The following is a 21,732-nucleotide window of genomic DNA, read 5'->3' as shown; positions in this document are numbered from 1 at the left end:
CTACTACATGTTTCATGTACTGGGCGTAGCGTATCATATTTGTTTGTAAGCGCTTAACAAAAATCTTGAAGGGAAGGAATGAAATTGTAGACTAGGCAGCAAAGTTGAGAAAAACTTCTTTTAACTTAAAATCGGGAGGACTCACATTCATGAAAAAAAATGCAAAACGTACCGTTGTTTCATTACTTCTCTTTCTCGTTATGCTCGTAACGATGGTGACATCTGTTAGTGCTTATGGTCCCTTGACCATGTACACATCGCCAGCGAGTGCGCCCGCTTATGGCGCTTTATCACCTCGAACCGTTCAACTCACACACAGCGGTACCAACAATGGGAAAATGTACACCACTTGGGAGAACAGAACGACCGGAATACCTACATTCCCCATTTATGAAAGCACTAATAACGGACTGTCCTGGGCAAAAGTTGGCGATGTCAGCAATACGGTAGATGGTCCTGGTTGGGGCATGCAGAACTGCCCTCAGCTGATCGAGCTTCCTCAAGCCATAGGCAGCTTAGCTGCAGGTACTTTACTTGCTGTTGGAGATGCCACGCCGAGTGATATGTCGGCCACCAAATTGGAAATGTACAAGAGTACGGATCTTGGACGGACATGGACATTTGTCAGCACCATAACGACAGCCGGCGCCAATGCGGTTGGGGCCGATCCTGTTTGGGAACCGTGGTTGCTTGTCGAAAATAATAAGCTGATCGTCTACTACTCCGATGAACGTGATCCCGCGCATGCCCAAACACTTGTGCATCAAACAACGACAGACGGCGTGAATTGGAGTTCTGTCGTTAATGATGTGGTGTGGCCAGATGCTGTTACACGTCCTGGGATGCCGATTGTTGCCAAAATGGCGAATGGCAATTTTATTATGACATTTGAAGTTGGATTAAGTAATGGTTCATATCCATGTGCTTACAAGATCAATACAAATGCCGAAACGGGTTGGAATAGCGTCACCACGAATTATTTCCTTGGCAACTCGGGAAGTCCATTTGTTACTGTACTAAGTGATGGAAGAATTGTAGCCAATTCCTATGCGAGCCCAGATATCTACATCAATTCTAAAACGGATGGAACTGGTACCTGGGATTCAATGGGAACGCCCATCGGCGGCTCCTATAATCGACAATTGCTGCAATTAAGTAATGGCCGTTTATTCATTCCCAATGGCGGAGACTTCAGTCATAAGAATGCGATAACGTATGCAGACATGTACGTACCGTCTGCAACTGGTTCCTATCGACTAGTCAACGTGAAAAGCGGCAAGGTATTGGCTATAGGCGCAGGCAACACCGTAAACGGTGCTAATGCCATCCAGTGGACGTACGATGGTACGAATCCTGAGAAGTGGCAGCTTGTGGATGCCGGCGGCGGATACAAAAAAATATTTAATGTCAAAACGGGCAAAGCACTTGCCGTATCGCAATCTTCAACGGCTGATGGTGCAGCTGTTCTGCAATGGAATGAAACCGGCACGAATGAATTCCAATGGTCGCTGGTTCCATCCGGCAGCTATTATAAAATCGTGAACCGCAACAGCGGCAAGCTATTGGACGTATACCAAGGTTCGCTCAATGACGGAAGTACGATTGTGCAGTGGAGTGATAACGGGGGGACGAATCAGTTGTGGCAGCTAGTAGCTAATTAGGTATAGTGGCTGTTGCAATAAAAAGAAGCACATTCGCAAGATGAATGTGCTTCTTGGTATACTATCGATAAAATGACAACACCCAGCACACACCGTTTCGATCAGTTACGATGGCCAGCAGTCCGTTGAACGGCGCTTCATACATGTCCACGTTAATAGCCCCACCTGTGGCAAGCTCTCCGTAGATGGTTCGGAACGCTTCTTCTCTCTCGATCGTCACAAACACTCTCACGTAATCGCCTTTCATGATTGGCTTTGCCGCTAGTGTATCCGCAAACTTAAGGATTGCCCCCTCGACATGTAGGTCCGCGTTAAGCACTTCTTCTCCTTGCTTGCGCAAAATCGTGATCTCACCACCAAAAACGCTCTGATAGTACTTGATTTCATCCTTGCAATTTTCCACCACAATAAAAGGAATAGCTTTCATCTTCTACATCCTCCTCACAGTTATTTGCCCTTTTCCGATCACTCCTGCTCCTGCTCAGTCAGATTGTGAAGCACGATTTTCAGGAGGTTTACCACCAAGTCATACTCTTCATCGTTTATACCTTTCCTGGTTTTGTTTTTCACGCGAGCCAGAGCTTCCTGTACCTTAGGTACCACATCACGTCCCGCTTCCGTCAAATATAACAACTGATAGCGGTTGTCAGAGGTATCGACTTCCCTCCGTACATAACCTTCTGCTTCTAGCTTGGAAATGGCTTTCGCGGTTGTTGTCTTATCAATGAGCAGCTTTTCGCTCAGCGCTTTCTGCGTAATGGGCTGCCCAAACGCGATCGCCATTAGAAAAATATATTGCCCGCTTCCGATGCGATATGGTGCCAACTCGGCTGAGATCGCTATCTGCATATGGCGGTAAATCGCTGAGATGTATTGGCCATGTGATTCAGTTGGTATACCTTCGTTATTAGGACTCCATTGGTGACTCATATTACTTCCCCCCTTTATATAGGATGCTATTGCAACTAATTTCATCATATGCTGAATAGGATGCTATTGCAACTATTATTTTAAAAAGAGGGATCCTCCAGTCTTGTTTCGGTCTGAGAATGAGCATAAAGAAAAACTGCCGATTATTTCCGGCAGCCTTTTGGTGTTGTTTTAAACTCTAGTTACGATTCGTCTTTGAATTTCATCGCCCTTTAAGCGCGAAGTAAACAGGAAACGAAATGGCAGTTGCTATACTCAAACAAACAATAGAACTGGGAATCATTATTTTTTTCATTTACAGTGCTCCTTACTTCCTTCAATTCCTTTTGACAAAGATCCTCCAAGTTGTGCCATTATTATGGGTAATGATGATAAAGTTTATTCCCAGAAATCACATAAAAACCCGGGGGACGCTTTCCTCGCGCTTTCGCTTTCGTATAAAAGAATTATGCAGGAGTAAGCCTTTTAATTTTGGAGAAGTTTATGCTAATTTGCTCCGCGGCTTCTGCTTGATTGTTCAGTTGCTCAACAATTTGTCCAGTGCCATGAGCTCCTTGCTGTCCTCTATTTGATGTCATCGTTTTTATCCTCCTTTTCCAAAAATCGACTTCCAGCTGTATTATGAGGATATTTTCTAACCTTATTCGTTATTTCGCTTCAACTCTTGGTTTGGTTGGATCGCATTCCATCACAGTAACAGAAGCTCCGCTTTGCGAAAGCTTTAATAAATAATAGCATTCTTCTCGATACATATGATCGGGTACAAGCGGGTTTAATCGGCTAAGCAACTCTGCACTTAAATCTATAGTTTCAAGCTCTAGCAAGAAAGACATAAATATAGACATCTCCAAATTCACATCGCTATGAAATCTGGACAATGCTGGGAAGGTTGTTCTCATAGTACGTGTATACCCGGATAATTCAATCGCTTTTAAATAAAACGCATTGAAATGTTGCTCGAACTGTTCACTTCTCTTTATTAATCGTTTTTCAACTGCATCTAACTCCATAGCAATAGAAGCCGCATGTCCTGCAGCATCTGGCAGCCAGAGTAAATGATGGTGAAGAGGGACATAAATAGGCACTGGCTTTCCCTCTAAGAGCGAAACAAGAATTTTCAAATATTCTTCAAGCTCATTGACCATATGATTAATAAAGGTTGGTACAAGCCCCATTTTAATTTTCCCCACTAACATCTGATCCAACAAGCTTAGTTTGAACCCCCGTAGGTTCATGGTTAATTCATAAGCTTGCTTATTCAAATCATTGATTCTTGTAGGTGCATCAGGTCGTCTTGCCAGATGTAGAAGCTGATCGAACTGGGTGATAAATTGATGGGCCATCTCAATTTCTTTGGTCTCTTTCGGTGATAAGGCATTAAAAATAAACCTAGCGTGATCTCCCAATATTTGAAGCCAAAACCGATGTTCGAACAACGCCTGTTGGATCATAACAAACACACCTCCCTATTCCTACTCCAACGGTATGTGTATTTCCTGAATTTATGATTATTTATTCTTTTTTTTAACTATGAATGGGATCGCTTTACAACAAGGCGGCAGGTACAGATAGGGAGTGCACTTGGGCCTCCAATGGCCTCGGTTCTTGTAAAATTTCTCCCAGATTTTTGTTCATTGGTATCTCCAGTATGACAATGGAATGAAATGGCTGGAACCACCTCATACTAACGATGATGGAGGTGAACTTGTATGAATCCAAATCATCATGTGCGTTTATTTGTTGCTGTGCCCGTCCCGTCAGAAACTAAGCTTGCAATTAATGATTGGATGGCTGAAATCCAACCATATCTACCATTTCGCAAATGGGTCCATCATGAAGATCTGCATATTACGCTGCAGTTTCTAGGAGATACACAATCAGACCGTGTCTCTCTCCTTACACATACGCTGCAAGAGATATCCGCGCGATCTACTCCTCTTTCGCTGCGTGTGGAATCCCTGGGCTTATTTGGTCGGCCGACCCACCCATCTGTGCTGTGGGCTGGTGTCGGCGGCGACTTAACAGAACTTCATAACTTACAGCAACGGGTAGCTGACGCACTCACACCACTTGGCTTTACCCCTGAAGAGCGGAACTTTCACCCACATTTGACGCTTGCGCGTAACTATACGGGTACGGCACCTTTTGACCGAAATACGTTGCGTGATTATCCTGTGCCCTCTTCTCAGCATAATGAAAGCCTAGCGTGGAATTCTCAAGGAATTACACTATATCGGAGCCACTTGAACAACCGTCCAATGTATGAAGCCGTTTCATATAACTAGCACGCTATCCTTTGATCGGACCTGCTGTCATCCCCGCAACAATAGGCTTCTGCATCGAATCAGCAGCAGTAAGCGTGCGATCTCTAGGGCAAAGATGCAAAAGGGCATCTATTTTCGGTGAAAACAGCTGGTTGCGAAAGAGCTCCTTTTGGGCCGATAAGGTGCTAAAAGGGGGCATAATGGCAGAAATAGTTACACTTTCGCACGCATTTCAAATTCGAGGGGTTCATTCGATCGAAAAGGTTGCTCTTTTGCATTTTTATAGGATAGACAGCACAAATCCCCCAAGAATTAATCTTGGGGGATTGTTAGTGAGCACACCAACTTTACTGCTGATTACGTTTGGCTTCTACGCCCAGAGCAAGAGATCCTCTTAAGCCTGAGTTCGTTCCTAAACCAGGAGGCACAATGTAGCTATGAATGTTCTCCAATAAGGATTCAGTTCGGATGTACCCATTCAAAATCTTCTGAACATGCGTATGAATCAATGGAAATAAATGCGCTTGTTGCATCACACCGCCACCCAAAATAATCTTCTTCGGCGACATCATTAATATTGTGGAACTAATAGATTGTGCTAGGTAGTAAGCTTCTAAATCCCATGCTGGATGGTCTACGGCCAACTCACTGCCTTTCACTCCCCAGCGCTTTTCGATGGCTGGACCCGCAGCCATTCCCTCTAAGCAATCACCATGATAGGGGCATGTCCCTTGAAAGCTATCATCCGCATGCGGTCTGATCATGACATGACCACCTTCAGGATGAACAAGTCCATGGACCAAACGGCCCTCCATATACACGCCTACGCCGATTCCAGTACCAACCGTATAGTAGACACAACTATCAAGGCCTTGTGCTGCTCCCCATTTGGCTTCTCCGAAAGCAGCTGCATTGACATCCGTGTCCCAACCGAAAGGGACATTGAAAGTTTCTCTCAATTTCCCCAATACATCATAGTTAGCCCATCCTGGCTTAGGCGTCGTTGTGATATAACCATATAAGGGGCTGCTTGGATCGACATTTATGGGACCAAATGATCCGATGCCAATCGCTGTCACATTTTTATCTGCAAAATAGTCAATCACCTTCTGCAATGTCTGCTCGGGATGTTCCGTTGGAAAACTAATCCGATCCTCAATGATACCTTCTTCATTTCCGATACCACAAACGAACTTAGTTCCCCCTGCTTCGATGGCTCCATAACGCACGATGCCCATTCCTCCTACAATGTTTCTATGAAGTCGATTTTATCTCATATTATACATTGTTTGGCTATACAAGTTAACCCTGTAAAGTAGTGTGCAGGCCATATTTTACGACATTAATTTTTGGACAACTGCAACCTATTCCTATCAACCTCCGTCTGATGGATTGTCAACATGATTGACGCTACATTTCAAATATCGGAAGGAGATTTATCAGATGAAGAAAAAATTAACTGTCATATTAAGTTTGGTTGGGATACTGGGCACAACAGCTGCAGTCGGAGCTGAGGATTTCGTAGAAAAGGTTACAGGTTACTTACAAAAGGATGTAAAGATTGTTGTTAACGGACAAGACAGCAAGCTAACGCCTGTCTATATTGATGGCAAAGCGTACCTTCCTGTACGTGACGCTGCAACTCAGCTTGGCTACACGGTGAATTACGATGAAGCGAACAAAGAGATCGAGCTTGACGAAGCTGAAGAAGCTGCACTGATGCCTGCAACCGGTGTAATCGTAAGTGTACAGACGAAGGAAGACGGTAATACACGCATCGAGCTGCTCGGCAGCACATGGGTTATTTTAACCGTAGATAAATCGACTACCATCAAGAGCTTAGATGGTAAAACGCTAGCTGCAGCCGATCTTAAAGCCGGCACTCAAATCGACGCCGAGTTCGGACCCGCAATGGCGATGAGCTATCCGGGACAAGCGCACGCTGTAAACATTAACGTTCACGCAGACCGCTTGGTTAAGGAAGATACAATCAAAGAAGTGAAACATACTGATGATGGTTGGCAAGTTCAATTAGACAATTTGGTACTTAATGGCGGTAAAGAAACTCGCGTTATGACTTCGCAAGGTGAATCCGTGAAATGGGAAGACCTGAAAGCTGGCACGAAAGTAAAAGCCTACTACGGTCCAATTGAAACGAAAAGCCTACCTCCGCAAAGCCCTGTGTTCCTTCTCGTCGTTCAGACTCAATCACCTGTAATCGGCACGCCGAAAATGTCCCCAGAGGCAGCGCAGGAATACCGCAACTTAGCATGGGCACAAGTGAAAGAGCAAGCTTCCCATATTACAACGAAACAAGACGAAGCAGCTGTTCAAATCGTTTCCTCTAACGAAGTAGGCGTATTGCCTTCCACTGACGAGCAAAAGAAATTGCTCGCAGACGTGCAAGCTGCGCACGGCAATGTCGTGACGGTTACTTACAAAACAGACCAAGATGAGCTTCTTGGACCGTTGACTGCTGTGTTTGATTTCAACACAAAAGCTTTTATCGGCTTCAACATTAGAAAATAAAACAATTCACAAAAAGCCATGAAATTCAATTTGAATTTCATGGCTTTTCTATTTCAACTTCCTTTAATCCAATTTTTATATTTGGAAAACATTAATTTTGGATTTCAACAGATCAGCCTGACATCGCAACATTTCCGAAGATGAAGATAATTCTTCCATAACAGCCATTTGTTCTTGAACGGACATCGATACATGTTTCGTCTCCATTGAAATCTGAGATGCAATCACCGCCACTTCGTTCGTTTTGATTAAGGCACTTCCAATCTTCTGAATCTGATCCGTCACACAACCTACAATATTCTCAACCGTTTGTGCCGTTTCCAAAACGGCCTTGTTGATTTGATTCAGTGCCTTCTTTCCTTCCTCTCCCTTGCCAACTTCACGGCTTGCGAGCTGTTCTTGATCGGTTATTTTCTCTACTACTCCCGCTACATCCAATTCAATCCGTGTGGTCAACTGGTCGATATCCTTCACCGCCCTGGCGCTTTGTTCAGCCAGTTTTCGAATTTCCCCAGCTACAACCATGAAACCTGCACCATGCTCCCCTGCTCTTGCTGCTTCAATGGAAGCATTTAAGGCAAGCAAGTGCGTTTGCTCTGCAATATCGCCAACGACTCGGGTTATATGTCCGATTTCCTTCGCATTATCGTGTAACTGCCTGACGACGCCAATGGATTCCAGATTGGAATTAGCTAAGTTCAGCAGACCTTGTACGAGTGAACGTACGATAACTTCGCTCTCTTTAATGGTTTTCAACGTTTCTCGCGAAATGGACTGCGAATCTCCTGCTTTGGCGCCAATTTCATCTGCAGCTTGTTTAATCTGCACCACCGCAGTCAACGTTCCTTGCGTAGATGCTGCTTGCTCCGATGCACCGTTCGATATCATTTCTACAGCGCCGGCTGTGAGTTCAATCTGTAGGGCTGCCTGTTCCATACCACTCCGTAATACGCCGGCATGACTGTCCGTAAACGAAACACTAGCCGATATATCCGTAATCATTTGCCGCAAATTTCCAATCATTTTCTCAAAGGATCCACTAAGTAAGCGTATTTCGTCGTTCGAATGGTAAAATGGAATTTCCACTTGTAAGTTACCGGTAGCAGCTTCGTTTGCGGCATCCGTCAATCGGAGAAGTGGTTTGGTAAACCAGGTGGCGCCAAACCAACCCAATAATCCTGTCCAAAAAATGCCGAGCAGCATAATGATAGAGAGGTATAGCCAATCTGCCATACTTGGCGCAATAATGTCTTTCAAATAGAAAATAAATAGCGCACTGCAGCCATAGGTGACGATAGAAACAATGACAATACCAACTACAATTTTTTTGACTAAACTCAACTTCATGAATGAGCACCTTCGTTTCGACAAAATGTAATCCGTGCATGCGTCTCATTTCTAATGAATCTTTTATTCAACTTTATGATCTCTGGACAATGATTCTTCATCGCATTCATAGCCCACTATCTTCTCTTTAACCATCGTAACTTTGCCCGCTTTGTTCAGAAGAATCGTTTTGACTTCACCTATTTTGCAGTCCCCACAGACCCAACTGTTGCCTATCTTTCTTGACCCATTCGTCTTACCACACTGTTCGCAAGTGATCATTTATCTTCAACTCCTCATCATATATTTAAAATGTACTCCTATTTCAGCATGTTCTCTGTGACATATGTCACAGGGCTATAATAGAACTAAAAAAGGACATGCCTCCTTTAGAAACAAGGAGGCACATCCTTTTATATCTTCATGGGAACCATCAATGTCACCGTAGTCCCCTCTCCCACGACAGAGTCAATTGTGACCTTGCCGCCAATACTCTTTGCCCGCTCTTCCATACTAAACAGGCCTACACCTTTGGCACTGCTGTTTCTGGCAAATCCTTGACCTTGGTCTGCTATTCGAACCACGACAAAGCCATCCGTCTCTTTAACGGCAACACTTGCCTCTGATACTCCCGCATATTTAGCAATATTCGTAAGCGCTTCTTGTATGACACGATAGATGGTGGTTTCTTCAAGGGCTCCAAGCCGTCTGCGCAAATGGCTATTCAGCTCTACCCGTATACCATGGTGGTCCGTGAAATTCTCAATATACGTACGAATAGCAGGTATGACGCCTAGATCGTCCAGAACAGAAGGACGGATTTGCCAAGCCAGACTCCGAACCTCTTCAATGATTCCAGTTACATGTTGCCGAAGCCGCGTTAGTTCCGTCTGATCCGTCTCGCCTTCGCCGATAAGTCGATCCATCTGGATCAACAAGGAGAATAAGCTTTGTCCAATTCCATCATGCAGCTCGCGGGAAAACTTTCTTCGTTCTTCCTCTTGAATTTGCATCACCTGAGACATCATCAACTGAAGCTCTTCTTCTACCCGTTTAAGTTGCGTGACTTCATTTCGAATAGCCAGATATTGATGAATGTTACCCTGATTATCGACAAAAGGAACGATCGTTGTGTCTACCCAATAATAGCTGCCGTCTTTGGCTTTATTTTTTATCTCGCCACGCCATACATGCCCCGAAGAAATCGTTCGCCATAAGTCGGTCATGAAGTCTTTCCCATGATGACCGGAATTAATAATCCGATGGTCTAAACCGAGAAGCTCATCTCGCGCATACTTGGAAATTTCGCAAAATTTATCATTCACATATTGAATTTTTCCTTTATGGTCCGTAACCGCTACAATTGAGGATTCATCGAGAGCAAATTTAACATTGGCTAACTGTTTAAGCGACTGTCTCAAATTCTGTTGAAACAACGAGTCCGTGATATGTTCATCAAGACGATTTAACAATTCCGTTACATTTTCGCCGATGACTTCCGGGTATTCCCGGTTCAAATCCTTACTCAAAGTTCAACAATCCTTTCTTCGCCGCATATTTCACTAACTCCGGTCTTGTCTTCAAGCCTAGCTTCTCCATGACGTTGCTTTTATGTGATTCCACGGTTTTAACGCTAATGATCAATTGTTCCGCGATTTCCTTATTGGAGAATCCTTTGGCGATTAAAGCCAGAACTTCCCGTTCCCGTTCCGAAAGTGACCCGAACGTGTCGACATTCTCGCCTTGCTTCAACCGTTCTATATATTCATTCATGAGCCGCTTCGTCGCCGTTGGATATAGATAGGCATTTCCCTCAGCAACAGAGCGGATCGCTGTCAATAACTCCTCGTGCGGTGCACTTTTCAAAATGTATCCAGAAGCGCCAACGTGAATGGCTCTAAATAAGTATTCATCATCGTCATGCATCGTTAATATCAGAATAGCTAAATCAGGCATCAATCGCCGCAGCTCCGTTGTCGCAGTTAGCCCATCCATGCCAGCTGGCATGTTCAGGTCCATCAAGACCACATCCGGCTTCAGCAGTTGAGCCGCCCCAATCCCCTCTTCACCGTCAGCAGCTTCCCCGACGACTTCCATGTTATGCTTGCCATGAAGCAGCATCATTAGGCCGGATCTAACTACAGCGTGATCATCCACCACAAGAATTTTCAGCGTACTCTCCCCCTTTTAGTCCCATCATAACAAAATAAATGAATCCCCGTAAGGGCAGCTTCGGACGGCTATAAGTCGAATCGATTTTTTCGACTTATACATTCGCCTCAACCGCGGAGAGATAGGACGCCAATGTGTCGAGGGTATCTTGGACCGCTAGCAACTCGCCGTGTTCAAATCTGGTTTGCTCTCGTTTACCGATGAAAAGCAAGCCCTTGATCTGTGAGCTAGCGTTAGGCACGAGCGGAAATACCGCCGCCGCCTGCAATTGTTCTGCAAGCATGAGCGGACAATGGAGTCTTTCTTGCTGATGCTTAGGATGGGTATCATCGAGCTTCACCCATCTGCCTAAACGCAGAGCCGAGCCAGCTAATCCTTGGCCTTTTTTGATTCGCATTTGTTGATATCGATCATTACTGTTGCCTATGACATATTGCCAACGGTCGCGCCCGACATGCTCTTGAAGAGGCGCAATTGCCACGAAATCGCATGACGTCAAGCTTCGCAATCGTTCTAATTCTATGAACAAAGTTGTATCGTCTATTACCATTCGGGCCCCTCCGTTTCGACGCAGCAGTACAGAATTTTCTTACTTATCATTGTAGATGTTTGTATCCGTCTTGTAAGTCAGGGAAAACCCTGATTTCCCTATCAGGATTTCCTTACTAAATCACTAGGGGAATGCTGATTTATGCTGTGATTTTCCTCACAGAAGATAGGGATTATTTCCGTCAAAGATCAGTATAACCCCCGATAACCAACATGAACCAAAGACGTTATGATAAAGATAATAACGAACGTCGAGGAGTTGGTCCCTATGGTTTTGAAGGATACGAAAGCACCTGCTACGGGCATAATGAATTTCTTTTCTGCAGATAATTTCGAAAGACTGCAAAGCATCATGTATCGGAGACACGCAGCGAAGGGAGATTTCTTGTTCAGAGAGGGCGATCTCGCAGATCGCTTGTATTACGTTATCCATGGCGGCGTGCGGATCACCAAGCTATCCGAAAATGGCAAAAGCTTCATTCTATATCTTCATCAAACAGGTGATTTATTCGGTCAGATCGATCCGTTTCAGAACTCTTTGCAGAGCTTTAGTAGCGAAGCGACCGAGGATTGTGAATTTGGTGTCATTCAGCGCAAAGATCTCGAGGTCCTGCTATGGCAGCACGGAGACCTCGCTATTGAATTTATGAAATGGATGGGACTTATGCACCGTATGACAGAAACGAAATTTCGCGATTTAATGATGTACGGTAAGCCAGGGGCGCTCTGTTCCTTATTAATACGGTTAAGTAATTCGTATGGCGTCCCCCAAGGTGACCATATCCACATTAACTATAAGATTAACAATTCGGAAATGGCTGATATGATAGGGGCAACTCGAGAAAGCGTCAATCGCATGTTAAGCGATATGAAGAAGGAAGATGCTGTTGAATTTAATCATGGGCTAATTGTCATTAAGAATGTGACCTACCTCCGTGAAGTCTGCCACTGCGAAAACTGCCCCGTAGAAATATGCCGCATGTAAGCTCAGTCACTTACCTCCATGCTATCTTATGAAAAAAAAGATTCTAAATCTGTCAGCACTTTCTCTGCTAAAGGAAAAACAAGCTGTTCCTCCATGGTCAAATGGTCGTTTAATATTAGGCATGCCTGCACGAGATGGCCTGCCGCTTCGGCTAATTGCTTTTGGCCTGCGGTAGGTCTTACTACCTTACTCATTTCTTGAAAGGATTCGATAAATGACATACCCAGTTCATGATCTTTTTCAAGTACCCAAAAAGAAGGGAGAATAGAGGGTACGGATTCACGATGAAAGTATCCTGACAGGAACGGAAATAAATCATGCTCTTCCCATTCCGAATGTCGCTCCAACACCTTCACAAATAAAGAAGTCTGCTTTCTGAGATCTTGAACCAACTCCACTCCCCTTACGGGGTCATCCACAAGAATGACTTCCTTCGCCCCCGCTTCAATCATCTTGAGTCGGCTCCTCAATTCTTCGTGCTCTGCCACTAACCGATCTGTCGCATATTCAAGCTCCACTGGGTTTGAAGATGCGATTCCTAGTATAGCCATTGTGGAATTAATGACCATACAAATCCCCTCCTTTGCTGCCGTGTGATGGCCTTCCCCTGTTCCCTACCAAGTAATAAACCCTTTCGAACCAGGTGCCGGATTCACAATCATATCCATCAGCGGAATCGTGTACGCAAACAAGATTAGAAGAATCGATACCGTGATCCATATCCGCCAACGATCCAAATAGGCTGGCGTTGCCTCGGCTGATTCCATCGCTTCAGCAATTGGATACTCCGTCTCCCCTTTTGGGGCACACAACAAGGCAATGACATTATAGACCATAAGCAGGACACCGAGAAATAACACTGTTCCACCAATTGCCATGAACACGTAATACGGCACCCAGCCCGCTGCTGCTGCACTTCCTTCATAGTCTGTGAAAGCGGTCCGCCTTGGTGCGCCGAACAATCCGACTATATGCATAGCACCTGACATGAGGAACATACCCACACACCAGATGATCGTTTGAATAATCCCTAATGTATGCATGCGGGGCGTCAACACACGCCCAGTAACAGCGGGCAGTAACCAATAGGTAATCCCAAAGAACGTAAGTGCTACACTCGTCGCCACTGTCAGGTGAAAATGTCCGGTTACCCATAATGTGTTGTGCACAACGGCATTCATTTGATTACTGGCATTAATTAAACCGCCTGCACCAGCAGGTATGAAAATGAGCATTCCCATAAAGGGTGCGAAGAATCGCACATCCTTCCAAGGCAGCTTTTTCACCCAGCCAAATAGCCCTTTTGCCCCAAGCGCACGTCCATTCAACTCAAAGGTTGCAAATAATGAAAATGCCGTCATCAGCGATGGCACAACCACCATAAAGGTCAAGATAACCTGCAAGTATTTCCAAAAAGAGCTGATACCTGGCTCCATTAATTGATGGTGAAAGCCTACCGGAATCGAGAATAGTAATAAGAGAATAAAGGAAAGTCTCGCGAGCGCATCGCTGTAAATTTTACCGCCGATGATCTTGGGAATGATCACATACCAACACATATACGCGGGCATTAGCCAGAAATACACCAACGGATGGCCGAAGTACCAGAACAACGTGCGACTGAGCATCACATTAATCGTTTCCACCCAACCGAAAGACCAAGGGATTAGCTGAATCAACACCTCTGCCGCAACCCCGATGGTTGCGATTTGCCACATCAGAAAAGTCACAACTGACATAAAAGCGAATAGTGGAGACAGCTTGCCTTCATGCGTCCTTTTCCAATATTTATATTGATAGAAAATCCCCCAACCACTTATCCAGCTCCCTACCACAAGTAAGGCTAATCCGATATAAAAATAAGGGGACGCCTTCATTGGCGCATAGAACGTGTATAGAACGCTTGCCTTCCCCGTTAACACCATCGCAACGCCAAGTGCGGTCCCCGCAGTCATGAGGGCAAATCCAGCCCACCCCATACGATGAACCACCGGAAGCAGTTTGCCGCCAAGCGTATAGGAGACACCAGAATAAATAAAGCCGATGATAAAATACGTTGTAAACACGATGGCCATCAATACTCCGTGAGCTGTCAGCAGCTCGTAATAGCCGATGTTATAGGGTAATTTGATCGTTCCGCTTTTCACCATTGTCTGCAGCAGTCCTGCAATTCCACCGATGAGCAGCGCAATGAATGCCACAAGGACATGGGCGACAACCAATTTGCCATCCTTGAGATCAAATTTAGGAGTCAACTTCTGGGTAAGTTCACTTCTCATGCGGTCTTCCACCTTTCTTGGCATCTAGGCTATTTAACAATAATCGTTGTTTTCATATACTCGTGTGCACCGCCGCAATATTCATTGCACAGGATCAGGTATTCACCTGGCTTCGTAAACGTGTGACTAACATGACTAACTTCGCCCGGAACAATCATCATATTTACATTCGTACCCGGAATAGCAAAGCCATGTACCACATCTTGACTTGTCACGACAAAGTTAATTGTTGCCCCCACTGGGACCTCCATTTTGTCCGGTGCATAACCAAACGTAAATGCAGTCATGACCGCCTCATAGGCATTGTTGCCGATTGGATGAAGCCCTGGCTTATCAAAAGGCGCAGTTTCCGACACCTTAGAAGGATCAATCTGATGATGGTGCGCACTTGGCGGCTTGGCTCCCATAGCGAATGCAGATACCCCTAGCACGCCTAGAAAGACAAACAACATGACGATTCCAATGGTTAACCAGATTTTTTCGAGTTTATGGATATGCATATGCGAATCCCCTTTACTGTCTAGATATAAAAAGAAGAAATACAGCGACCCAACTGATTACTAAGAAGAGTCCTACAACCAACACCGAGGCAAATGTACCCCGCAAGGAAGGCTCTGGCTTATGCTCTGTTCGCTCAGATGCGTGTGTATGCTTGTGATGACCATTCATACCAATCACCCCCTACGATGTAAACGTCTTGCACTTATTTTATGAAAATAACACGTCGCTTACAGTGACTTTTATCACGATCACCAATCGGAATCATGAACAATTCGTTACTTTCACTGCATATCCATGTGCTTCATGATCTCGTAATCCTCCAACGTCTTTATCTGAGAAACAAACCTCAAGTCAATGCCATGTTCAATCAAAAAACGATCCCCTTGCTCACTCCAAAAAACATGGTTCAGCAGTGCGGATACCGAGGTTTGCCCTTGCTGTAAGAGACGTCCGATGTGGGACGCGCAAGCGCGATCATAAATACCGTGCAAGGGATGCACCCTACCTGCCACCAAGGGGACAACGGCTTCAAATCCATCCTGTTTTCTTTGCAATAACAATTGAGCAGCTGAGCTGGATAAGAAGGGCATATCGCACCCGACGACCCAGACGGAAGTATGTTTAGCTAGGGATAATGCCGCATGCATGCCTCCAAGCGACCCATGTCCCCTGAAAAAATCCGTAATAATCCGTACCGAACGATCTACTATGTTTAGATAAGGCTTAGGATCATTCGTTACAACAATCAACTCATCACATATTTCCCTCATACAATCTAGCTGCCTGACAATGAGCGGCTTTCCCCCAAATGGCAGCAATGCCTTCAGCTCTCCGTTCATTCGACGGTTTGCTCCACCAGCCAAAATAACTCCTGAAAGCATACCCATCACTTCTCCTTTTTCTACATCATGTACCTGTCACTTTAGTCCAAAAAAGATCATCTGTAAGTGAAAAATGTCACACTGCAATAAACACAAAAAAACCTATCCCCCTCTCAATAACTGGAAAAGGAATAGGTTTATCAACTATTTAACATGGAAGCAGAAGTAGAGCTCATCTGAGTTTCGTCTTTAAATGACATACCTCTAATAGCTTATCAAACCATCTGTGCAGGTACGGAAGAATCAAATGATCCACACCAAACTTCCCGGCATTCGCCCCAGCTGCTAAAATAATGAACCCGAGGAGCACTAACCATGGATTCGAGCTAACCGTGCCGGCAAACATATACATGAAGTTCATCAGTAAGCCGAAGAACATCGCCGTCGTTGTCAACGCACCGAGCAGTAACCCCACACCAACTAAGAGTTCACCCCAAGGAACTAGAACATTAAACCACCCGACATGCGGAAGTGCGACATTTTTCAAAAAAGCCACATAATTCGCATAAACCAGGTCCGTCGTACCACTTTCTAGAACAGGTTTAGCGATGGCTCCTTTCAGATAACCTGCAGCGTCGAAAGCTTTGTCACCAGTAATTTTGTGCCATCCCGCTATCATCCATTCCCAACCAACATATAAACGAATGATTGTCAGAAGTATTGCAGCGTAATTATTTTCCCTTACCCATTTCATCATTTCAACCATCTCCTTCGTCCTTTATGAATTCATTATAGGTCGAAGAGATGGCCGTGTATGTGAGATAAGTCACTCTGATTATTTTTCTTGACTACTTGATACCTCAATAGGTTCTATGTGAATATGCACATACGATATGTTATGAAGTTCATGAATTCGATTTTCAATATGCTCGGTAATGTCATGGCTTTCGCTTACGTTAAGCTCATGGTCTACACCAATGGTCACATCGACTAGTTTATTGTTTCCATGGATACGGGCTTTGATATCAATGACCTTCTCCACCCCGGGGACGTCACGAATGGTTTGTTTAATGGTTTGAAGCTCAGCATCATCAAACCCATCCGTAAGAGCATGAGTAGAATCTCGGAAAATATCCCACGCTGTTTTACAAATAATAACTCCGACAAGTAAAGCTGTTAATGTATCAAGCCAAGGTAGACCAAATTGAGAACCAACAATACCAATAAAGGCACCAATACTGACAAACGCATCCGATCGATTATCTTGTGCTGCTGCCATCATGGCATTACTATTTATTTTCCTTGCCAGACGAACATTGTATACATATACAAAGTACATGACAATCGCACAAAAAGCAGCCGTCCATGCGGTAACCATATCGGGAGATTCGATACTCAGAGAACGAAACTTAATAAATGCTTGATAGAAAACCTGAATTCCTACCGCAAACATAATAAAAGAAGCGATTAAAGCGGCTACCGTCTCAGCTCGATAATGACCATATCTGTGGTCTTTATCAGGTGGTTTTCGTGATATTTTCAACCCGACTAGAACAGCAATTGATGCAATAATGTCTGTAGCGTTATTTAAGCCATCCGCAGAAAGCGCTTCGGAATTGGTTATGTAGCCTATGGTTAATTTTAAAGCTGATAAGCATATATAAGCAATAATACTTAACCAAGCACCTTTTTCACCTTGCTTGATGTCCTCATATAAATTTTCTATTTTTTCCACCTCACTATCCATGTCGAAGACAATCATACTCGACATAATACGTGTGGGTCTAGAGAAACAGTGTTGTCCAAGTCCTTAATAGTAGGATCCAAACAACTAATTTGCATAAGGTGAAAAGTATAGGCTTGATTCAGGTTTTCTACTTAAAACTATTATAAAAAAACAAAAAAAAAAGCCTTATATCAAGGCTTCATTGTTTGCAACTTGTACAAAACGGGTGATCTATCAAACTGAGCTAATGACTTATGAAAAAAGAACTGGGGATCAAGGATTTGAACCTTGGCATGACGGAGTCAAAGTCCGTTGCCTTACCGCTTGGCTAATCCCCATTGTAGGAGATGGAGGCTGATGGATTCGAACCACCGAACTCGAAGAGAGCAGATTTACAGTCTGCCGTGTTTAGCCACTTCACTAAGCCTCCACGTTAAAAAGCTTTACCGGGCCGCAAAAAAGTATTCGGTGTTGCTACAAAGCTTCACTTCACTTTTTTGGGTAATATGGTGCCGTCGAGAGGACTTGAACCCCCAACCTACTGATTACAAGTCAGTTGCTCTACCAGTTGAGCTACAACGGCTTATTACGTATATACAGATGGCGGAGAGAGAGGGATTCGAACCCTCGCACCACTTACGCAGTCTAACCCCTTAGCAGAGGGTCCCCTTATAGCCACTTGGGTATCTCTCCAAAATAATAAGTAGCGGCAGAGGGGCTCGAACCCCCGACCTTACGGGTATGAACCGTACGCTCTAGCCAGCTGAGCTACGCCGCCAAATGGTCTATCAATCATCATATATAAAAACGTGCTGCTAAGGAATAAGTGGGCCCTAGTGGACTCGAACCACCGACCTCACCCTTATCAGGGGTGCGCTCTAACCAGCTGAGCTAAGGGCCCATATTTGCATTAACTCCTCGAAAGGCGGCAAAAAAAATACCCACTAGGGGTATTCTGCTTGGCAACGTTCTACTCTCCCAGAACCCTGCGGTTCAAGTACCATCGACGCTGGAGGGCTTAACGGTCGTGTTCGAGATGGGAACGCGTGGGTCCCCTCCGCCATCATCACCAAACAGTCAAAGCGTTTGTTTGCGCCTTGAAAACTAGATACGAAACTTCAACGTAAGTMTTACTCTTAGGAATTTTGGTTAAGCCCTCGACCGATTAGTATTCGTCAGCTGCATACGTTRCCGCACTTCCACCTCGAACCTATCAACCTCGTCGTCTACAAGGGGTCTTACATACTGGGAAATCTCATCTTGAGGGGGGCTTCGCGCTTAGATGCTTTCAGCGNCCGCACTTCCACCTCGAACCTATCAACCTCGTCGTCTACAAGGGGTCTTACATACTGGGAAATCTCATCTTGAGGGGGGCTTCGCGCTTAGATGCTTTCAGCGCTTATCCCCTCCGTACATAGCTACCCAGCGATGCCTCTGGCGAGACAACTGGTACACCAGCGGTACGTCCATCCCGGTCCTCTCGTACTAAGGACAGCTCCTCTCAAATTTCCTACGCCCGCGACAGATAGGGACCGAACTGTCTCACGACGTTCTGAACCCAGCTCGCGTACCGCTTTAATGGGCGAACAGCCCAACCCTTGGGACCTACTTCAGCCCCAGGATGCGATGAGCCGACATCGAGGTGCCAAACCTCCCCGTCGATGTGGACTCTTGGGGGAGATAAGCCTGTTATCCCCAGGGTAGCTTTTATCCGTTGAGCGATGGCCCTTCCATTCGGTACCACCGGATCACTAAGTCCGACTTTCGTCCCTGCTCGACTTGTAGGTCTCGCAGTCAAGCTCCCTTATGCCTTTGCACTCTGCGAATGATTTCCAACCATTCTGAGGGAACCTTTAAACGCCTCCGTTACATTTTAGGAGGCGACCGCCCCAGTCAAACTGCCCACCTGACACTGTCCCCATACCGGATCACGGTACTAGGTTAGAACTCCGATACGATCAGGGTGGTATCCCAACGATGCCTCCACCCAAGCTGGCGCTCAGGCTTCWAAGGCTCCCACCTATCCTGTACAGATCGTACCAAAGTCCAATATCAAGCTGCAGTAAAGCTCCATGGGGTCTTTCCGTCTTGTCGCGGGTAACCTGCATCTTCACAGGTATTAAAATTTCACCGGATCTCTCGTTGAGACAGCGCCCAAGTCGTTACGCCATTCGTGCGGGTCAGAATTTACCTGACAAGGAATTTCGCTACCTTAGGACCGTTATAGTTACGGCCGCCGTTTACTGGGGCTTCAATTCATAGCTTCGGGTTRCCCCTAACCACTCCTCTTAACCTTCCAGCACCGGGCAGGCGTCAGCCCGTATACTTCGCCTTGCGGCTTCGCACAGACCTGTGTTTTTGCTAAACAGTCGCTTGGGCCTTTTCACTGCGGCCCCCTCGGGCTATTCACCCTACCGAGGCACCCCTTCTCCCGAAGTTACGGGGTCATTTTGCCGAGTTCCTTAACGAGAGTTCTTCCGCGCGCCTTAGAATTCTCTTCTCACCCACCTGTGTCGGTTTGCGGTACGGGCACCTTCGCCTGGCTAGAAGCTTTTCTTGGCAGTGTGAACTCATGACCTTCGGTACTTAAATTTCCCTCCCCATCACAGCCCAGCCTTACGATGTGCGGATTTGCCTACACAYCAGCCTCACTGCTTGGACGAGCATCCATCAGCTCGCGTCACTATCCTTCTGCGTCACTCCATTGCTCATAACGGCTACGGTGGTACAGGAATTTCCACCTGTTGTCCATCGACTACGCCTTTCGGCCTCGCCTTAGGTCCCGACTTACCCTGAGCGGACGAGCCTTCCTCAGGAACCCTTAGGTTTTCGGCGGATCAGATTCTCACTGATCTTTTCGTTACTTATACCGGCATTCTCACTTGTATGCGCTCCACCTGTCCTTACGGTCAGAATTCAAYGTACATACAACGCTCCCCTACCCATGCACATACGTGCAAGCCATAGCTTCGGTGGCGTGTTTAGCCCCGTTACATTTTCGGCGCAGAGTCACTCGACCAGTGAGCTATTACGCACTCTTTCAATGGTGGCTGCTTCTAAGCCAACATCCTGGTTGTCTGTGCAACTCCACATCCTTTCCCACTTAACACACACTTGGGGACCTTAGCTGATGGTCTGGGCTGTTTCCCTTTTGACAATGGATCTTAGCACTCACTGTCTGACTCCCGGAYTTAAGTTTGTGGCATTCAGAGTTTGACTGGACTTGGTAACCCTTGGCGGGCCCCGCACCCAATCAGTGCTTTACCTCCACAACTCAACATCCGAGGCTAGCCCTAAAGCTATTTCGGGGAGAACCAGCTATCTCCGAGTTCGATTGGAATTTCTCCGCTACCCCCACCTCATCCCCGAATTTTTCAACATTCGTGGGTTCGGGCCTCCAGTGAGTGTTACCTCACCTTCACCCTGGACAGGGGTAGATCACACGGTTTCGGGTCTACGTCCACGTACTAAAGCGCCCTATTCAGACTCGCTTTCGCTGCGGCTCCRYCTTTTCARCTTAACCTCGCACGGGAACGTAACTCGCCGGTTCATTCTACAAAAGGCACGCCATCACCCATATAGAGGGCTCTGACTTTTTGTAAGCACACGGTTTCAGGTTCTTTTTCACTCCGCTTCCGCGGTGCTTTTCACCTTTCCCTCACGGTACTGCTTCACTATCGGTCACTAGGGAGTATTTAGCCTTGGCAGATGGTCCTGCCGGATTCCGACGGGGTTTCACGTGACCCGCCGTACTCAGGATACCTCTAGGGGWTTCGTTCRGTTTGGGCTACAGGGCTTTTACCTTCTATGCCGGACCTTTCCAGATCACTTCGCCTACCAAACTAACCCCATRTCGAGGTCCTACAACCCCAAGGAGCAAGCTCCTTGGTTTGGGCTATTCCGCTTTCGCTCGCCGCTACTGACGGAATCACTTTTGTTTTCTTTTCCTCCAGGTACTTAGATGTTTCAGTTCCCTGGGTCTGCCTCCA

Annotated in this window: 21 protein-coding genes, 6 tRNA genes and 2 rRNA genes (1 of these 29 cut by a window edge); 4 read left to right on the top strand and 25 right to left on the bottom strand. The window is 45.7% G+C overall.

Features of this window, described 5'->3' with window-relative positions:
- Positions 1-149 precede the first annotated feature (149 nt).
- Positions 150-1,661 carry an RICIN domain-containing protein gene (locus ASL11_RS29720; RefSeq protein WP_056622888.1) on the top strand — a complete coding sequence of 504 codons (1,512 nt, stop codon included), beginning with the start codon at positions 150-152 and terminating at the stop codon, positions 1,659-1,661.
- 61 nt (positions 1,662-1,722) lie between these two features.
- On the opposite strand, the gene ASL11_RS29715 is transcribed toward ASL11_RS29720, so the two are convergent.
- From ASL11_RS29715 to ASL11_RS29705, 4 genes are all read right to left on the bottom strand, one after another.
- On the bottom strand, positions 1,723-2,088 hold the full coding sequence (locus ASL11_RS29715) for a VOC family protein (RefSeq protein WP_056622885.1): 366 nt from the start codon (positions 2,086-2,088) through the stop codon (positions 1,723-1,725).
- A 38-nt stretch (positions 2,089-2,126) separates the two neighbouring features.
- Positions 2,127-2,591 carry a MarR family winged helix-turn-helix transcriptional regulator gene (locus ASL11_RS29710; protein WP_056622881.1) on the bottom strand — a complete coding sequence of 155 codons (465 nt, stop codon included), beginning with the start codon at positions 2,589-2,591 and terminating at the stop codon, positions 2,127-2,129.
- 446 nt (positions 2,592-3,037) lie between these two features.
- Positions 3,038-3,169 carry a hypothetical protein gene (locus ASL11_RS37920; RefSeq protein WP_268796255.1) on the bottom strand — a complete coding sequence of 44 codons (132 nt, stop codon included), beginning with the start codon at positions 3,167-3,169 and terminating at the stop codon, positions 3,038-3,040.
- Between the two features lie 69 nt (positions 3,170-3,238).
- Positions 3,239-4,042 carry a DUF2935 domain-containing protein gene (locus tag ASL11_RS29705; protein ID WP_056622878.1) on the bottom strand — a complete coding sequence of 268 codons (804 nt, stop codon included), beginning with the start codon at positions 4,040-4,042 and terminating at the stop codon, positions 3,239-3,241.
- 258 nt (positions 4,043-4,300) lie between these two features.
- Between ASL11_RS29705 and thpR the strand changes: the two genes are divergently transcribed.
- On the top strand, positions 4,301-4,876 hold the full coding sequence (gene thpR, locus ASL11_RS29700; protein ID WP_056622875.1) for an RNA 2',3'-cyclic phosphodiesterase: 576 nt from the start codon (positions 4,301-4,303) through the stop codon (positions 4,874-4,876).
- A gap of 326 nt (positions 4,877-5,202) precedes the next feature.
- On the opposite strand, the gene ASL11_RS29695 is transcribed toward thpR, so the two are convergent.
- Positions 5,203-6,084, bottom strand: a complete 882-nt coding sequence (locus ASL11_RS29695) for an ROK family protein (RefSeq protein WP_056623571.1) — start codon at positions 6,082-6,084, stop codon at positions 5,203-5,205.
- 214 nt (positions 6,085-6,298) lie between these two features.
- Between ASL11_RS29695 and ASL11_RS29690 the strand changes: the two genes are divergently transcribed.
- Entirely contained in the window at positions 6,299-7,384 is a 1,086-nt protein-coding gene (locus ASL11_RS29690; RefSeq protein ID WP_056622873.1) for a stalk domain-containing protein, read from the top strand.
- Positions 7,385-7,459: 75 nt separating this feature from the next.
- Here ASL11_RS29690 and ASL11_RS29685 read toward each other — a convergent pair whose 3' ends face one another.
- The 5 genes from ASL11_RS29685 to ASL11_RS29665 all read right to left on the bottom strand — a co-directional run bounded on the left by ASL11_RS29685 (position 7,460) and on the right by ASL11_RS29665 (position 11,432).
- On the bottom strand, positions 7,460-8,731 hold the full coding sequence (locus ASL11_RS29685) for a methyl-accepting chemotaxis protein (protein WP_056622870.1): 1,272 nt from the start codon (positions 8,729-8,731) through the stop codon (positions 7,460-7,462).
- A 63-nt stretch (positions 8,732-8,794) separates the two neighbouring features.
- Complete coding sequence (locus tag ASL11_RS29680; RefSeq protein ID WP_056622867.1) at positions 8,795-8,992, bottom strand: hypothetical protein; 198 nt, start codon at positions 8,990-8,992, stop codon at positions 8,795-8,797.
- 131 nt (positions 8,993-9,123) lie between these two features.
- Positions 9,124-10,239, bottom strand: coding sequence for a PAS domain-containing sensor histidine kinase (locus tag ASL11_RS29675; protein ID WP_056622864.1), 1,116 nt, complete (start codon positions 10,237-10,239; stop codon positions 9,124-9,126).
- The gene (locus ASL11_RS29670) at positions 10,232-10,870 is read right to left on the bottom strand and encodes a response regulator (RefSeq protein WP_442953106.1); all 639 of its coding nucleotides are present in this window, start codon (positions 10,868-10,870) and stop codon (positions 10,232-10,234) included. The genes ASL11_RS29675 and ASL11_RS29670 overlap by 8 nt, the downstream gene beginning before the upstream one ends.
- Positions 10,871-10,976: 106 nt before the next feature.
- A complete protein-coding gene (locus tag ASL11_RS29665; protein ID WP_056622861.1) occupies positions 10,977-11,432 on the bottom strand; it encodes a GAF domain-containing protein in 456 nt (151 codons plus the stop codon).
- A 267-nt stretch (positions 11,433-11,699) separates the two neighbouring features.
- On the opposite strand from ASL11_RS29665, the gene ASL11_RS29660 reads away from it, so the two are divergent.
- Complete coding sequence (locus ASL11_RS29660; protein WP_056622858.1) at positions 11,700-12,416, top strand: Crp/Fnr family transcriptional regulator; 717 nt, start codon at positions 11,700-11,702, stop codon at positions 12,414-12,416.
- A 26-nt stretch (positions 12,417-12,442) separates the two neighbouring features.
- On the opposite strand, the gene ASL11_RS29655 is transcribed toward ASL11_RS29660, so the two are convergent.
- The 15 genes from ASL11_RS29655 to ASL11_RS29590 all read right to left on the bottom strand — a co-directional run.
- Positions 12,443-12,985 carry a hemerythrin domain-containing protein gene (locus ASL11_RS29655; RefSeq protein WP_056622856.1) on the bottom strand — a complete coding sequence of 181 codons (543 nt, stop codon included), beginning with the start codon at positions 12,983-12,985 and terminating at the stop codon, positions 12,443-12,445.
- Between the two features lie 45 nt (positions 12,986-13,030).
- Positions 13,031-14,695, bottom strand: coding sequence for a cbb3-type cytochrome c oxidase subunit I (locus tag ASL11_RS29650; protein ID WP_056622854.1), 1,665 nt, complete (start codon positions 14,693-14,695; stop codon positions 13,031-13,033).
- A 29-nt stretch (positions 14,696-14,724) separates the two neighbouring features.
- Entirely contained in the window at positions 14,725-15,195 is a 471-nt protein-coding gene (locus tag ASL11_RS29645; RefSeq protein WP_056622851.1) for a cytochrome c oxidase subunit II, read from the bottom strand.
- Positions 15,196-15,208: 13 nt separating this feature from the next.
- A complete protein-coding gene (locus ASL11_RS36075) occupies positions 15,209-15,364 on the bottom strand; it encodes a cytochrome c oxidase subunit 2A (protein ID WP_082595962.1) in 156 nt (51 codons plus the stop codon).
- Between the two features lie 113 nt (positions 15,365-15,477).
- The gene (gene mobA, locus ASL11_RS29640) at positions 15,478-16,077 is read right to left on the bottom strand and encodes a molybdenum cofactor guanylyltransferase (RefSeq protein ID WP_056622848.1); all 600 of its coding nucleotides are present in this window, start codon (positions 16,075-16,077) and stop codon (positions 15,478-15,480) included.
- 172 nt (positions 16,078-16,249) lie between these two features.
- Positions 16,250-16,774 (bottom strand): DoxX family membrane protein, encoded by a 525-nt coding sequence (locus ASL11_RS29635; protein ID WP_056622846.1) that lies wholly within the window; start codon positions 16,772-16,774, stop codon positions 16,250-16,252.
- 78 nt (positions 16,775-16,852) lie between these two features.
- On the bottom strand, positions 16,853-17,764 hold the full coding sequence (locus ASL11_RS29630) for a cation diffusion facilitator family transporter (RefSeq protein WP_056622843.1): 912 nt from the start codon (positions 17,762-17,764) through the stop codon (positions 16,853-16,855).
- A 245-nt stretch (positions 17,765-18,009) separates the two neighbouring features.
- A tRNA-Gln gene (locus ASL11_RS29625) sits at positions 18,010-18,081 on the bottom strand.
- Positions 18,082-18,091: 10 nt separating this feature from the next.
- Positions 18,092-18,173: transfer RNA gene (locus ASL11_RS29620), tRNA-Tyr, on the bottom strand.
- A gap of 77 nt (positions 18,174-18,250) precedes the next feature.
- Positions 18,251-18,326, bottom strand: a tRNA-Thr gene (locus tag ASL11_RS29615).
- Positions 18,327-18,344: 18 nt separating this feature from the next.
- A tRNA-Ser gene (locus ASL11_RS29610) sits at positions 18,345-18,436 on the bottom strand.
- An 11-nt stretch (positions 18,437-18,447) separates the two neighbouring features.
- Positions 18,448-18,521, bottom strand: a tRNA-Met gene (locus ASL11_RS29605).
- 49 nt (positions 18,522-18,570) lie between these two features.
- Positions 18,571-18,644: transfer RNA gene (locus ASL11_RS29600), tRNA-Ile, on the bottom strand.
- Between the two features lie 56 nt (positions 18,645-18,700).
- Positions 18,701-18,817 (bottom strand): 5S ribosomal RNA (rrf, locus tag ASL11_RS29595).
- Positions 18,818-18,888: 71 nt separating this feature from the next.
- A 23S ribosomal RNA gene (locus tag ASL11_RS29590) occupies positions 18,889-21,732 on the bottom strand (it continues 102 nt past the right edge of the window).

The sequence above is a fragment of the Paenibacillus sp. Soil750 genome (assembly GCF_001428045.1).
Lineage (GTDB): Bacteria > Bacillota > Bacilli > Paenibacillales > NBRC-103111 > Paenibacillus_E > Paenibacillus_E allorhizoplanae.
Note: the sequence above shows the minus strand (reverse complement) of the source record. Positions and strands in the feature narration are given on the sequence as shown.

Bases quoted from the DNA above. Each gene is read 5' to 3' on its own strand.
- ASL11_RS29720 (WP_056622888.1), top strand. From the start codon at position 150: ATGAAAAAAAATGCAAAACGTACCGTTGTTTCATTACTTCTCTTTCTC.
- ASL11_RS29715 (WP_056622885.1), bottom strand. From the start codon at position 2,088: ATGAAAGCTATTCCTTTTATTGTGGTGGAAAATTGCAAGGATGAAATC.
- ASL11_RS29710 (WP_056622881.1), bottom strand. From the start codon at position 2,591: ATGAGTCACCAATGGAGTCCTAATAACGAAGGTATACCAACTGAATCA.
- ASL11_RS37920 (WP_268796255.1), bottom strand. From the start codon at position 3,169: ATGACATCAAATAGAGGACAGCAAGGAGCTCATGGCACTGGACAAATT.
- ASL11_RS29705 (WP_056622878.1), bottom strand. From the start codon at position 4,042: ATGATCCAACAGGCGTTGTTCGAACATCGGTTTTGGCTTCAAATATTG.
- thpR (WP_056622875.1), top strand. From the start codon at position 4,301: ATGAATCCAAATCATCATGTGCGTTTATTTGTTGCTGTGCCCGTCCCG.
- ASL11_RS29690 (WP_056622873.1), top strand. From the start codon at position 6,299: ATGAAGAAAAAATTAACTGTCATATTAAGTTTGGTTGGGATACTGGGC.
- ASL11_RS29685 (WP_056622870.1), bottom strand. From the start codon at position 8,731: ATGAAGTTGAGTTTAGTCAAAAAAATTGTAGTTGGTATTGTCATTGTT.
- ASL11_RS29680 (WP_056622867.1), bottom strand. From the start codon at position 8,992: ATGATCACTTGCGAACAGTGTGGTAAGACGAATGGGTCAAGAAAGATA.
- ASL11_RS29665 (WP_056622861.1), bottom strand. From the start codon at position 11,432: ATGGTAATAGACGATACAACTTTGTTCATAGAATTAGAACGATTGCGA.
- ASL11_RS29660 (WP_056622858.1), top strand. From the start codon at position 11,700: ATGGTTTTGAAGGATACGAAAGCACCTGCTACGGGCATAATGAATTTC.
- ASL11_RS29655 (WP_056622856.1), bottom strand. From the start codon at position 12,985: ATGGTCATTAATTCCACAATGGCTATACTAGGAATCGCATCTTCAAAC.
- ASL11_RS29650 (WP_056622854.1), bottom strand. From the start codon at position 14,695: ATGAGAAGTGAACTTACCCAGAAGTTGACTCCTAAATTTGATCTCAAG.
- ASL11_RS29645 (WP_056622851.1), bottom strand. From the start codon at position 15,195: ATGCATATCCATAAACTCGAAAAAATCTGGTTAACCATTGGAATCGTC.
- ASL11_RS36075 (WP_082595962.1), bottom strand. From the start codon at position 15,364: ATGAATGGTCATCACAAGCATACACACGCATCTGAGCGAACAGAGCAT.
- mobA (WP_056622848.1), bottom strand. From the start codon at position 16,077: ATGCTTTCAGGAGTTATTTTGGCTGGTGGAGCAAACCGTCGAATGAAC.
- ASL11_RS29635 (WP_056622846.1), bottom strand. From the start codon at position 16,774: ATGATGAAATGGGTAAGGGAAAATAATTACGCTGCAATACTTCTGACA.
- ASL11_RS29630 (WP_056622843.1), bottom strand. From the start codon at position 17,764: ATGGATAGTGAGGTGGAAAAAATAGAAAATTTATATGAGGACATCAAG.